Source organism: Acinetobacter sp. Root1280 (genome assembly GCF_001425285.1).
GTDB classification, from domain to species: domain Bacteria; phylum Pseudomonadota; class Gammaproteobacteria; order Pseudomonadales; family Moraxellaceae; genus Acinetobacter; species Acinetobacter guillouiae.
The window spans coordinates 172,878-185,828 of the sequence record NZ_LMED01000012.1; the positions used below are offsets into that span (position 1 = coordinate 172,878).

The 12,951-nt window shown below is 35.5% G+C and carries 13 protein-coding genes and 1 tRNA gene; 13 read left to right on the plus strand and 1 reads right to left on the minus strand.

Going from position 1 to position 12,951, the window contains the following annotated elements; all coding sequences use genetic code 11:
- Window positions 1-235 precede the first annotated feature (235 nt).
- Complete coding sequence (gene prpF / locus ASC84_RS10680) at window positions 236-1,423, minus strand: 2-methylaconitate cis-trans isomerase PrpF (RefSeq protein WP_056514481.1); 1,188 nt, start codon at window positions 1,421-1,423, stop codon at window positions 236-238.
- A gap of 317 nt (window positions 1,424-1,740) precedes the next feature.
- On the opposite strand from prpF, the gene ASC84_RS10685 reads away from it, so the two are divergent.
- The 13 genes from ASC84_RS10685 to ASC84_RS10750 all read left to right on the plus strand — a co-directional run bounded on the left by ASC84_RS10685 (window position 1,741) and on the right by ASC84_RS10750 (window position 12,916).
- Window positions 1,741-3,111: an amino acid permease gene (locus tag ASC84_RS10685; RefSeq protein ID WP_034616126.1), complete on the plus strand. Its 1,371-nt coding sequence runs from the start codon at window positions 1,741-1,743 to the stop codon at window positions 3,109-3,111.
- A gap of 72 nt (window positions 3,112-3,183) precedes the next feature.
- A tRNA-Arg gene (locus ASC84_RS10690) sits at window positions 3,184-3,259 on the plus strand.
- A 164-nt stretch (window positions 3,260-3,423) separates the two neighbouring features.
- Window positions 3,424-4,743: an integrase arm-type DNA-binding domain-containing protein gene (locus ASC84_RS10695; protein ID WP_056514484.1), complete on the plus strand. Its 1,320-nt coding sequence runs from the start codon at window positions 3,424-3,426 to the stop codon at window positions 4,741-4,743.
- A gap of 133 nt (window positions 4,744-4,876) precedes the next feature.
- Window positions 4,877-6,472 carry a hypothetical protein gene (locus tag ASC84_RS10700; protein ID WP_056514487.1) on the plus strand — a complete coding sequence of 532 codons (1,596 nt, stop codon included), beginning with the start codon at window positions 4,877-4,879 and terminating at the stop codon, window positions 6,470-6,472.
- A gap of 121 nt (window positions 6,473-6,593) precedes the next feature.
- The gene (locus ASC84_RS10705) at window positions 6,594-6,809 is read left to right on the plus strand and encodes a hypothetical protein (RefSeq protein WP_056514489.1); all 216 of its coding nucleotides are present in this window, start codon (window positions 6,594-6,596) and stop codon (window positions 6,807-6,809) included.
- A 2-nt stretch (window positions 6,810-6,811) separates the two neighbouring features.
- Window positions 6,812-7,498 (plus strand): KilA-N domain-containing protein, encoded by a 687-nt coding sequence (locus ASC84_RS10710; protein ID WP_081409349.1) that lies wholly within the window; start codon window positions 6,812-6,814, stop codon window positions 7,496-7,498.
- Entirely contained in the window at window positions 7,489-7,878 is a 390-nt protein-coding gene (locus ASC84_RS10715) for a hypothetical protein (RefSeq protein ID WP_056514492.1), read from the plus strand. Before ASC84_RS10710 ends, ASC84_RS10715 begins: the two co-directional genes overlap by 10 nt.
- Complete coding sequence (locus ASC84_RS10720; protein ID WP_056514495.1) at window positions 7,875-8,237, plus strand: hypothetical protein; 363 nt, start codon at window positions 7,875-7,877, stop codon at window positions 8,235-8,237. Before ASC84_RS10715 ends, ASC84_RS10720 begins: the two co-directional genes overlap by 4 nt.
- 9 nt (window positions 8,238-8,246) lie before the next feature.
- Window positions 8,247-8,465: a hypothetical protein gene (locus tag ASC84_RS10725; protein ID WP_056514497.1), complete on the plus strand. Its 219-nt coding sequence runs from the start codon at window positions 8,247-8,249 to the stop codon at window positions 8,463-8,465.
- Window positions 8,466-8,850: 385 nt separating this feature from the next.
- Window positions 8,851-9,147: a hypothetical protein gene (locus ASC84_RS10735; protein ID WP_056514500.1), complete on the plus strand. Its 297-nt coding sequence runs from the start codon at window positions 8,851-8,853 to the stop codon at window positions 9,145-9,147.
- 71 nt (window positions 9,148-9,218) lie between these two features.
- Complete coding sequence (locus tag ASC84_RS10740) at window positions 9,219-11,375, plus strand: DUF3631 domain-containing protein (RefSeq protein ID WP_227515143.1); 2,157 nt, start codon at window positions 9,219-9,221, stop codon at window positions 11,373-11,375.
- Complete coding sequence (locus tag ASC84_RS10745) at window positions 11,372-11,890, plus strand: hypothetical protein (RefSeq protein ID WP_056514505.1); 519 nt, start codon at window positions 11,372-11,374, stop codon at window positions 11,888-11,890. The genes ASC84_RS10740 and ASC84_RS10745 overlap by 4 nt, the downstream gene beginning before the upstream one ends.
- 102 nt (window positions 11,891-11,992) lie before the next feature.
- Entirely contained in the window at window positions 11,993-12,916 is a 924-nt protein-coding gene (locus ASC84_RS10750; protein ID WP_056514507.1) for a DUF4238 domain-containing protein, read from the plus strand.
- Window positions 12,917-12,951 lie beyond the last annotated feature (35 nt).

A 12,951-nucleotide genomic window follows, 5' to 3' on the forward strand; every position in this document is an offset into this window, starting at 1 on the left:
TTTTAATCTATTGAAATCAGCATTTAATGTATTAATTTTTTACAACAGCAAATCATCAGAATTGCTATCACCTAAAGTAAGTATGATAAAATACTGTAACTATTTTGCCATACACAATACAAAATTAGTACTTTTATTGATATAAATCACAAAAAAATGAACCTTGCGAATGCAAGGCTATTAAAATTTCAACGATCAAATCTCTCAAATGCTATTTGAAAGCACATCAAAAAGATTAAAAACTATCTGCTGGCACTCGAACCCAGCCCTCCATCAAAACACGCGCACTACGACTCATGATGGCTTTCTTAACAACCCATTGTCCTTTTTCATTTAAAGCTCGTGCACCCACGCGAAGTGTTCCAGATGGATGACCAAAGCGTACCGCCTCACGTTCACCACCTCCAGCAGCCAAATTCACCAAGGTATTTGGAATTGCTGCCGCTGTACCAATCGCGACAGCAGCTGTTCCCATCATGGCATGATGTAATTTACCCATCGATAACGCGCGCACCAATAAATCTGTATCGACTTCACCCACCTGTTTACCACTAGACGCGGTATAGCTTTTAGGTTGAGATACAAATGCCACTTTCGGAGTATGTTGACGATTAACCGCTTCACTAATGTCTTGGATTAAACCCATTTTTACCGCACCATAAGCACGGATTTTTTCAAAACGCGCTAATGCAGCTATATCACTGTTGATATCGTCTTGTAATTCAGTTCCGTTGTATCCAATCTCTTCGGCATTTAAGAAAATTGTAGGAATACCAGCATTGATCAAAGTTGCTTGAAATGTACCAATTTCAGGAACCTCTAAGCTGTCTACAACATTTCCTGTTGGGAACATTGCTCCACCATCTTCCCCGTCATCGGCAGGATCTAAAAATTCAATTTGAACTTCTGCTGCTGGAAAAGTGACACCATCCAATTCAAAATCACCAGTTTCTTGAACTTGTCCCTGAGTAATAGGCACATGGGCAATAATTGTTTTATGAATATTGGCTTGCCAAATACGAACTGTACAAATACCATTTTCTGGAATCCGATCAGCTGCAACCAAACCATTACTGATTGCAAATGAACCGACAGCAGCTGTTAAATTACCGCAGTTGCCGCTCCAATCTACAAATGCTTTATCGATAGACACTTGCCCAAACAGATAGTCAACATCATGATTTGGTTGTGAACTCTTGGCTAAAATAACTGTTTTACTGGTACTTGAAGTCGCCCCGCCCATCCCATCAATCTGTTTTCCATACGGATCTGGACTACCAATCACACGGAGTAATAACTGATCACGGGCTTGCCCCGCTATTTGTGCACGTTCAGGCAAATCATCGAGTTTAAAGAAGACACCTTTACTGGTACCACCACGCATATAGGTTGCTGGGATTTTGATTTGTGGTGCAGCGCTCATTTTATCGTATTCCTTTCAATTCTCTTTGTTGTCTAAAATAATGAATCTTCATTCAGTTTTATACTACCCTTTTTTTGAGTAAAATACTGACGGATTGACTTAAGTATTAAATAAATCTTGTCATAAAGCTTAAATATTAAACAGATTCAGTTTGCTTTGAAAATTTAAAATTAATCTTATTTCATTGAAAATGAATAAAAAAATTAAATATATTATTTTTTGACTTCACAGTTCCTTTCCATACATCTATCGCATACTAGGCTAAAAGTAACCAATCTATTACAATAATTAAATTCGCATAAATAGAGTTGTACACATTGAGCAACGAGTCTACACAATTACAGCGTGGGCTTAAGAATCGTCATATCCAATTGATTGCCATGGGCGGTGCAATTGGTACAGGATTATTCTTAGGTTCAGCACATGTGATCGAAAAAGCTGGGCCATCCATTATTTTGGGTTATGCCATTGGTGGTTTGATCGTTTTTTTAATTATGCGTCAGCTTGGGGAAATGATAGTACATGAACCCGTAGCTGGTTCTTTTAGCCATTTTGCCAATAAATATTGGGGTAAATTTCCTGGTTTTTTAACTGGTTGGAACTATTGGATGTTGTACATCCTAGTTGCAATGACAGAATTAACTGCGGTCGGCAAATACATCAATTATTGGTGGCCTGAAATTCCAAACTGGGTGTCTGTACTGTTTTTCTTCGTTGTGATTACACTGGTCAACTTAGGAAATGTGAAATTTTACGGTGAATCCGAATTTTGGTTATCCATCATTAAAGTCACTGCTATTGTTGCAATGATTGTATTTGGTATTTATTTGGTTCTGACCGCAGATGTAAGTTCAGGGATTGCTTTTTCAAACTTATGGTCTCATGGTGGCTTTTTCCCAAATGGATTTGACGGCTTATTTTATATGCTGGCTTTCCTTATGTTTGGTTTTGGCGGTATTGAATTAGTTGGTATGGCTGCGGCTGAAGCCAAAGACCCAGAAAAAACCATTCCTAAAGCGATTAATCAAGTTGTGCCACGTATCCTTATTTTTTACGTAGGTTCGATGATCATTCTGTTGTCTTTGGTGCCTTGGAACCAGTTGAATTTTGGTGGTTTAGATAAAAGTCCATTCGTGATGGTCTTTAGTATGATTGGGATTGCATGGGCAGCTCATCTGGTTAACTTTATTATCTTAACTGCAGCATTATCTGTTTATAACAGTGGGATGTATGCCAATAGCCGTATGCTTTATGGTTTAGCAAAACAAGGCAATGCACCTAAAATTTTTACCAAAACCAATAAACATGGTGTACCAATTCCATCTGTGTTGCTTTCTGCATTTTTAATTTTGGGTTGTGTACCTTTAAATTATTATTTACCAGAAGATGCTTTAAGTCATTTGATGTATGTGGTGGTTGGCGCTTTAGTTTTAAACTGGTTAATGATTACACTCACCCATTTAAAGTTTAAGCGTGCTCTACGTTTGACCAATCAAACCAGTAAGTACCCTGCTCTTTGGGCGCCTGTTAGTAATTTTGTAGTGATTATTTTTATTGGTATCGTTTTATATATCATGTGGGATCAAGGGTTTAAAGAGTCCGTGTTGATGATTCCTGTATGGATTACCCTGATGTTAGTCCTGTTTGATATTTTAAATCCAAATGAAATAAAGACTGAAGAAAAATAAATCTAACGCAAAGCTATTATTTCGATAATAGCTTTTTTTTCATATGCATATACGGTAAATTATTTACTTATTGTGCCCTTAGCTTAACTGGATAGAGCAGTTGCCTCCTAAGCGACAGACGTGGGTTCAAGTCCCGCAGGGCGCACCAAATCATTAAACCCACATACACACATACACACCAATATAATATAAAAATTAAATACTTACACCAAAATCTCAAATCCATACAACCTTATATAACTTGCTATAATCTAAAATAATGAGTACCTTAATGAGTACCTAGACCGATTCTATCTGCATCAGGTACTCATTATGGCTAAATTAGTCAAACCACTCACTGACCCTCAGTGTGCATCTGCAAAAGCTCAAAGCAAGGAATACTCTTTATTTGATGGGGATGGCTTAATGTTGCTTGTACGCTCAACTGGTACAAAAACATGGCGATATAGATATAAAAATCCATTAGGTACTCAAATCATCACACTAGGTACTTATCCATCTATAAAGCTCGCAAAAGCACGAGAGTTTCGAGCAAAATATCAAACTATGTTAGCTAATGGTTTAGATCCAAAAGAACAATTATCTATTGAACAGTCTAAACAAGATAATCAGTATCATTTTGAACCCATTGCAAGAGCTTGGCATATTGCCTACAAGGCGAGTGGTAAATGGACAGATGAAACAGCCGAACGAGCATTAAAGAATTTTGAAAAGTATGTATTCCCTCTTATTGGCACAAGACCAATAGATAGCATCAAACCAAAAGACTTAAATCTTGTTCTAAGTAAAATTGAGGAAACTGGATTTTTAGAGGTTGTAAAAAAAACAAGACAGCGCTTTGTAAGTATTTTTGCTTACGCTATATCTAAAGGACTAATAGAATTAAACCCAGCTTCAAGCTTAAAGGATGCAATAACAGTCACACGTAAAACCAAGCATCACCCAAAGTTACACCTAAGCAAGCTACCTGAGTTTCTACAAAAGCTAGAAGCTGATAAAGGCTATCCAATAACTAAATTATGTTTAGAGTTTGCATTACATACATTTGCGAGATCAAGTGAAATACGTTTTGCACGCTGGAAAGAATTTGACTTAGAAAAAGGACATTGGTTGATACCTGCAGAACGCAAAGCGAGCAAAGAAAATAAACATTCACATCGTGGGGCGAAGATGAAAACAGAACATTTAATCATCCTTTCTCCCCAAGCATTAAGAATCATTAAAGCAATCCAAGCATTTAGTGGCATATATGAAAATGTATTCCCTAAACACGGCGATCCACACGGATTTATCAGTGAATCCACTATAAACAACTCATTAAGACGTATGGGCTATGACACCCATGAAGACGTTTGTTTACATGGTTTTAGGGGGATGGCTTGTGGTGCATTGGTAGAAAGTATGTTGTTCACTGAGGAAGCTGTAGAGAAGCAAATGAGCCATCAAGAGCGTGATCAAGTACGTTTAGCTTATACGCATCATGTGGAATATTTAGATGAACGTAAAAAGATGATGAACTGGTGGAGTAACTATATTGAGAAGAATCAACAAAACTACATCAGCGCTTATGACTATGGACAAGAATATAAGGAATTAGAGCTAAATAATCTTATCCATTTTAAAAAAGCATAAAGTAGTAACTTTATATATTTTTATTTCAACTTATATCGTTTATATTCAAATTGCTAAGTCTAGGTTTGCTCCCGAAAGTTGAATACCCAATTCAATTGACTTAGCTATTTATTGGGATGCTGTGGGAGGCAAAATGAAATTATTAGAATTAGCTAAAAAAAACTTAGAAGACTATATATCTATAATTGATACTTTAAATTTCTTCGCTTTTTCACAAAAAACACCCATCAAGCATGTCGCCCTTTTTTTACTCAGTCAGAAATTTCAATCTGATATAGAAACTTATAAAGCTAATAATTATTTTATTGTTGAATCAACTGATAATTATGATTGGGGAGAATTTATTGAAACTAATAACACCTTAGTTAGTATTGCTAATCTACAAGATCCTCTTAATTTGATTGAAGAAATCACTAGTGAAATTTCAGTTTTAAACTATACAGAATTAAGTACATTGTTTTGGAAAAGATCTAATCTATATAACAATGAGGTGATCAAGTCACTAAATATTGACTGGTACTTTTATATAAAAGATATACAAAGGATTGTTAAAAATGGTGAATATCCTTTACAGGATTACCAGGATATAGAATGGTATGAAGATTTTACTGTTAGAAATTTACTTACAAGTCATATAAATCATAGTTACCTTGTTACTGAAATTAAAAATAAAATTCTAATAGAAAAATTTGTTGAATCTATTTTTTCATATTTTAGAGAAACTTTAAATTTAGACTACAAAATCCACCATTTAGACCTCAAAGATTTTCTTTTAAAAAACAATATTATTATTCAAAGCTTTAATGACACTCTATTAGAGGAGAATAAATTTTTACCTAAAAATATATGGGATGAAAGCTATATATATGCATTAGAAATCCCAAATAATGAAATTGACTTAGAACCTGTAATCGATCTAGATATAGAAGTAAAATATGGGACTGAAAATTCGTACCCCATGTATTACAAAAGTGATGTTTTTACACCAATTGAAGCAGCATGTGTAATATCAGGCAGTGATCCAGAAGTTGCTCAATTTGAAAAAAATTACATTCCTTGGCGCAAGGCTAACCCTGAGTTTGTACAAGCAGAAAGGTTTATTAATTCAGCCGTAAGAAACCAACTATTCGATGACAATGAGGAAGACGATTGCTTAGTTAAAGCTGAAAAACTAAAACATTACTTAGTTGAAAAAGGAATTATTATTGAGGGTTTTAATGATATTTTACCTAAACAAAATAATAGTTTTGGAAATCCAACAATAGAACATGCCTCACTTGAACATTATCAGCAAAAAAATCAAAAATTATTAGAAAGAATTGACCAACTAGAAAAAGAAATACAAAGAAAAGATGGTGGTATTTCTTTGTTAACAATAGATTTCAATAAGACAACTACTGAAATTGAGCAATTAAAAGACAAACTAAGATTACTAGAATCTGAGCAAATAATTGATAAATCAGAAGCCGAAAGCCTTTTAGATTTAATTTTTGATAAATCTCAAACTGATAAATATGCACCTGATCTTGTTTTAGCTATCCAATTATGGAATGCGCTTTATGGAAGTAATCATCAAAGTGAGGATAGTCATGGAAATCGCTCCAAATATTGGATAAAAGCAAATACTCCTTATCAGAATGAAAGTAGTGTGGAGGTAAAACGATTAAAAGAAATTACCTCTCCATTGAATGGATGGCATATTGATAGAAAGAATAAATTCAATAAGTAATTGATATTTAAAAAGGTAGCTATGATTAGGTTAGCTACTATTTCTATTTAGGTAGCTAGGCTACCTATAATTTAATTTGATTTTATTACTCCACGATATACAACCTTGTGGAGTTAAAAACATGCAACCTATCCGAATTACCTACAATCAAGCATGTGAATTATTGAGCATCAAGCGCAATACATTACGTGAATTGACCATAAACGACCCATCATTCCCCAAAGCCTACAAAGCTGGTACTACGCGTCAATCCCCTGTCTATTTTGACTATGCTCAACTCATAGAATGGCACAAAAACCAAATGCAAAGCCTTACCCATTCAAAAATGGAGGCTTGATCATGAGTGAAATTATTACTTCTCAATATGATGGTCATGAACTTAGTTTTAATGAGCAAGGTTGGTTTAATGCGACTCAAGCTGCGAATAGATTTAATAAGACTGTTCATGAATGGGTTCGACTACCTGACACCCAAAGATATTTAGATGCTCTTAGTCGCAAATACGGGAAAATCCCTTATTTGAAAACCAAACGTGGAAATCATGGTGGAACATGGTTACACCCAAAACTAGCTGTTCGATTTGCACAATGGCTAGATATAGATTTTGCGCTTTGGTGTGATGAGCAGATTGATTTGCTATTAAGAAAAACTCATCCAACTATTAATCGTCGCCGTTTACGCCATCAAACTGTAGCTTCCTATAAAGCTTTATCTACAGCTTTAAAAATGACCCGTGAACAACAAGGAAAAGACACCAAGACTCATCACTACATGAATGAAGCTCGTTTAATTAATTGGGCGATTACAGGCGATTTTACAGGCTTAGATAGGGATAGTTTGTCTGATGATGACTTGGACCTACTCGCTGAACTTGAAATACAAGACCTCGTATTGATTGGTGTTGGGTTCACCTATAAGCAACGTAAAACAGCTTTAGGCGTTATTGCTGACAATTTCCGTGAGAAACATTGTGTCTTACCAACTTCAAACCCTGCTTTAAGTTTGGAGGTTGAATCATGCTATTAGTCCAAGTAAAAGCACTCATACATGATGTATCACTAAAGTTAGAACAAACCTCTAAGGCTATGTATCGCCGTGATCTTGTTACTACTTCAGACCATCAAAAGCTTGGCGAAATCAATAATGCTTTAACTAAATCATATGACCTTTTGGATGTGGCATTTCAAGAGGATGGTTATAAAAATACGAACTTTGATGAAGTCATGGAATACACCGAATTAGTGAGAAAGCGCATAGCTGCACTTGCTGAATACATTCGCCCCTACAGACTTAAAAATGAACATGTCAGCCCATCAACAGTGGTCACGATGATCAATAAAGAGCAACAAGCCATTCATCACTTGGTCACTTTGTTAAATGAATTAACAGGAGTAAGCCAAGCATGAAAGAACAGCTATCACAACGATTCTTAACGGCGTTTGATCATTATAAAAAGATGGTCCAACAACATGGCCAAGATCATCCACTGGCTGAAAAAGCAATTTTATTGACTTTGGAATATGCACCACAGTGGCTAAAAGACGAAGCGAGTCAACAAGCTAAACAGGTTTTACCTCAACCTAGTGGATATTTAGACGATGGCTCACCTGTCTACAACATAGAAGAAATAGCACAAAAGTTTGGAATATCAGTAGACCAAGCCGAGAAGCAACTAGCCAAAATCCTTAAACAAAGAAAAGAGCTAGGACTTAATAATGATGGGCTTTTACTAGACCCCAAAACCGCCGTTAACCGTGTCCAGTGAGTACAGATCATGATAAACAGTTTCGTTTTAGCATCACTTGCACCACTGACAAAACAAGATCAAGAAGCCGATCTAATCATAGAAGATCGCCCAATGAAGTTTATTCAATTAATTGGAATGAATGGCTCTATAGATCAAATGATGTTAGACGCAGAAGAAATCACAGATGTTTTAGTGTTGCATTTAGGCACAATTCAAAAGCTTCATGATGTGATGGAGGGTAAATAATGAAAAACCTCACTAAATCAATTCAAAAAGTTGTCTTTAGTTGTCATCCAAAACAGATTAAACCCATATCTAAACATACAAAGTCATATTTATTAGCAATTCCCCTTGCAAGTAATGTATTGCGTAGTTATCCTAAATACGTTCAGTGCAAAATCACTGAATTAGCTTTGACAGGCTACAATATAAACGGCGCATACAGTCCGCTTAGGACTTTTTTTATGCGTAATATCTCTATGCGTCTGCATCTTTATGTGGAGCTTGGGAGGGACATCTTCGGATGTGCTGGTTACCGTTTATGCCAGTCTGTCAACCCTTTCAAGCTTCACACCAATCATTTGACAGTGGTTTGTGAAGCTCCATACTTAATAAACGGAGCGCATTAATCATGCCTACTCATAACTCGAATAAAAAACTTTATAATCCGACCTTATCTTGTGCTGAGGCATTTTTTATCCCTCATAAAGATTCAAATCATTTGAATGCTCAAGATGTTGTATTCAGCATGCTAAGAAGTTCAAAAAGTATAAGCACAGCCGCATACAATTGTTTTGAAGATAAGCAAGGAACGATGGTTCTTTATACAAATGGCGATTTAGTAGCGGATCTACTGTTTGAGCTTCAAACAAAATTAGAAATGATTGAAAAAATCTTACCCTTAGCATTTGAAAATCAAGGGGAGTAATCATGACTAATCATAATCCCTTATTTTTAGACCCAACTCCAATTGAAATCATCCAACAAGCACAGCGACTCATGCCACAGGATGAAAGCTATTTAACTCATCCAGTCCTCGAGCGCTTTGGTAATCCTCAACAGCCTATTTATGTTGATCAAAGCAAAGTTGATATAAACGGCGTTATATATGAAAGCCCGATGATTTTGCCTATCTACAATGGTCAGTTAGAGCTAATTCAATGCGCCGTATTGCAAGATAAACAATCAATTGCTGTCATTGCTGATGGACTAGCTCAGGGTTTTAGCTACTATGGAGCGTTGCATCAGGATAAGCCTGTTCTTATCACATATAGCTTAGATGCATATTTTAAAATTGCTCAAACAGGTTGTGCTGTTGTTTTAGTGATATTGCCTCATCTTTGCTATGTGAATAAATCAGAACTCAAGGCATTTGATTTCGAGCAAATTCAGTTTGTAATTCATCAATTGTCTAAGGCTGGATATACACAGCTTTATATACCGGTTAGACCTGAACATATTCAACTTGAGGCATTCCAAAAGCTTGAGAAAAACACACCAGTAAAGCTACTTAATCAACTCGTCAAATTTGAGAACAACGAACATTTTATTGATCTTGTTAAAGATGATGATATAGAAGATGTTCAGGCATTTATCGCTGAATCGATTGCTTTGTTGTCAACGATTGAATGTGATGAAACAGATCGAATGGAGTCCGAAGTATTGCGGTTAGCAAATCTCACTGAATTGCAATATGAACAGATTCGAGCATCTGAGGCAGAGCTATTAAGTATTCGTGCCAGTATTCTCGATAAGCTTGTAAAAGCAAAACGTAAAGAATTAGCAGATGAGAAAAGCAAAGAAAGCTTTTTTGAAAATGTAGAAGCATGGAATCATCCTGTTAATGGTCATGAATTACTGAACAGCATTGAACAAGTTATTGATGCTCATATTGCGTGTGAAACTCATACACGTACAGCAACGGCGCTATGGATTGTTTATACATGGGCGATTGATGCAATGCAGATTGCCCCTATTGCCTGTATTACCGCACCTGAAAAACGATGTGGTAAAACTCAACTTTTAACCTTAATTAGTGAGCTTTGTTATAAACCATTGCCTACATCAAACATTACTGCAGCAGCGTTATATAGAGCAATTGAGGAATGGAAGCCAACATTACTGATAGATGAAGCTGATACCTTTTTAAAAGATAATGAGGACCTTAGAGGCGTAATTAATGCAGGTCACAGCCGTAAGAATGCCTATGTGATTCGTTGTGATGGGGATGATAACAAGCCCACTCGATTTAATGTTTGGTGTGCAAAAGCAATTAGCGGAATAGGTCATTTACCTGAAACCATTAAAGACCGATCAATTATTTTAGAATTGCGCCGTAAATTGCCAAGTGAACATAAACAACGCCTAAGACATGCGGACCATCACCATTGGCACAATATCAAACGTAAATGCTTAAGGTGGGTAAATGATCATTTTGATGAAATTCAAAATACACGCCCAGACCTACCTGAACAATTAAATGACCGAGCCCAAGACAATTGGGAAAGCCTATTTGTGATTGCACAGATCGCCAGTAAGGAATGGTTAGATAAAGCGATTCATTCAGCATTGACCATTAATGGTGTTGAAGTGGATACATTGAGTATTAATGAGCAATTGCTTGTCGACATTAAAGCGATCTTTGATAAAACAGGCGGAGAAAAAATCTTTAGTAATGGCTTAGTGAATGCCTTAATTGAAGATGATGAAAATGTATGGGCAACATGGAATCGTGGACAGCCAATAACTAAGATTCAACTGACTACACGTTTAAAACAATTTGGCGTTAAATCCAAAGATGTACGCATAGGAACAGAAGTAAAAAAAGGCTTTGATCTTAACCAATTTAAAGACGCTTTTAAGCGCTATCTGCCGTTACCCCCTATTCAAAACGCTACAACGCTACAACCTATATGTAGCAAGGATTACAGCCCAAATCAAAACGCAACACAGCATGAGAGTGTAGCGAGTAAAAAACCGCTAAAACCTATACACAGCAATACTTGTAGCGTTGTAGCGAGTCAAAACCCATTAGTAGAGCGCAACACACAAGAGGAGGAAGAAACGCCGTTAAAAAAACAGGTAAAGGTTAAGCAATCATCACCTGAAAAAGTTGTAGATACGCAAACGATAGATATGTTTGAGGGTGGGGTATGAATATGCAAAAAGCACTTGATTTAATCCAGTTAGCAAAGTCATATCAATGTAAATTATTCATCGTTCCACCTGATCAATTACGCTGGTCTAGTCCTGTAATGCCACCACAAGACTTTATTGAGGAACTGAAAGCAAATAAGCGTGTCTTGCTTGAATATTTCAAACAGACAGATCGAGATTTAAGTACATTGGTGAAACGTGCATTTGATGGCTACAGATGGCTGTTAGACCGTAAGAAACTACATTATCGCTATAACGGTATTCCGATGTTAAATGCTCGGATAAGCGTTACAGAGTGGCGATCTACTGTAATGCAAGTTCTTAAGGTTAATGACGCTGAATTAGACATCATTGAAAACTTATTGATTCAGGACAATCATCTTATCTACACAGATGAGTCTAGATCTATATTCACTACGCCTGAACAAGAACAGCAAGAATACTTACTCGATGATCGTACAGGTACGGCGTTTAATAACTGGCTGAATACTCCGAGAGAGTTTGTGTTTTGTTGAGAGTAGCCCCTTAATTGGGGCTTTACTATAAATAAAGTGAAAGTTATAAAGGATTATTCAAAAAAACCTCATTGATCGAGTACAGCTAAGAGTTCAATAATTATGAAAAATGCACCAATTATTCAACACTATGTTCCTCAATTTCTAATACGTAATTTTTGTTTTGGAAAAAAGAAACAAATAAATGTTTTTGAGAAAGCAAGTGGTAAAAGCTTTGTTAGTAATACCAAAAATATTGCTAGTGAGAGAAATTTTTACAATTATATTGATAAGGGTGAGACAAAAACTTTAGAGTTTATGCTTAGTGAGTATGAGTCTAAGGTAAAACCTATCATCGATAAACTTCTAGAGACTCAATCTTTCTTGAGTATTAATAAAATTGAACATCAACTACTTAGCCAATTTATAGCTTTACAACTTCTCCGAACTAAAACACAGAGAGAACAGTTAAAAGCTATTTCAAATTATTGTTTCGACAACTTTGAAAAATTAGGTTTTACTTCTCCTAAAGATCAAAACTATGAAAATGAGCTAAAGCTTGTAATAAGTAATTTAATAAATAAAAACTTAGAAGAATTTTCACAAATTATTTATAAAAAAAACTGGTTTTTGATAACAAATAAATCAAATCAATCATTCTCTATTTCTGACAATCCTATAACTATGTACAATGAAAATTATAATCCTCTAATTGGGAATATTGGAATAGAAATTGAGGGAATACAGATTTACCTCCCTATTTCTCCTAAAGTTACAGTTGCAATTTATTGTGAGAGTTTAAAAGAAAAAATTAGCTATTTTAAAAAAATACCTAATTACAACCTAGTTGGAAAAACATTATTAGGAGCAATTGAGAAATCTAGCTATTGGGATGCTCCTGAAGAAGTGATAACCTTTCTTAATGGTTTACAAACTTGTTTTTCAGAAAGGTATATTTTTTCAAAAACAGGAGACTTTAGTTTATATGTGAAGCAGATTCAAGATAATCCCTCTCTTAAGCAAGGTCCAAGATCAAGTATTTTATAAAGTTTCATTAAAATCTATGAATATAAGTAACATAA

Coding starts and splice junctions, on each gene's coding strand:
- prpF (WP_056514481.1), bottom strand. CDS start 1,423: ATGAGCGCTGCACCACAAATCAAAATCCCAGCAACCTATATGCGTGGT.
- ASC84_RS10695 (WP_056514484.1), top strand. CDS start 3,424: ATGGCTAAATTAGTCAAACCACTCACTGACCCTCAGTGTGCATCTGCA.
- ASC84_RS10700 (WP_056514487.1), top strand. CDS start 4,877: ATGAAATTATTAGAATTAGCTAAAAAAAACTTAGAAGACTATATATCT.
- ASC84_RS10705 (WP_056514489.1), top strand. CDS start 6,594: ATGCAACCTATCCGAATTACCTACAATCAAGCATGTGAATTATTGAGC.
- ASC84_RS10710 (WP_081409349.1), top strand. CDS start 6,812: ATGAGTGAAATTATTACTTCTCAATATGATGGTCATGAACTTAGTTTT.
- ASC84_RS10715 (WP_056514492.1), top strand. CDS start 7,489: ATGCTATTAGTCCAAGTAAAAGCACTCATACATGATGTATCACTAAAG.
- ASC84_RS10720 (WP_056514495.1), top strand. CDS start 7,875: ATGAAAGAACAGCTATCACAACGATTCTTAACGGCGTTTGATCATTAT.
- ASC84_RS10725 (WP_056514497.1), top strand. CDS start 8,247: ATGATAAACAGTTTCGTTTTAGCATCACTTGCACCACTGACAAAACAA.
- ASC84_RS10735 (WP_056514500.1), top strand. CDS start 8,851: ATGCCTACTCATAACTCGAATAAAAAACTTTATAATCCGACCTTATCT.
- ASC84_RS10740 (WP_227515143.1), top strand. CDS start 9,219: ATGCCACAGGATGAAAGCTATTTAACTCATCCAGTCCTCGAGCGCTTT.
- ASC84_RS10745 (WP_056514505.1), top strand. CDS start 11,372: ATGAATATGCAAAAAGCACTTGATTTAATCCAGTTAGCAAAGTCATAT.
- ASC84_RS10750 (WP_056514507.1), top strand. CDS start 11,993: ATGAAAAATGCACCAATTATTCAACACTATGTTCCTCAATTTCTAATA.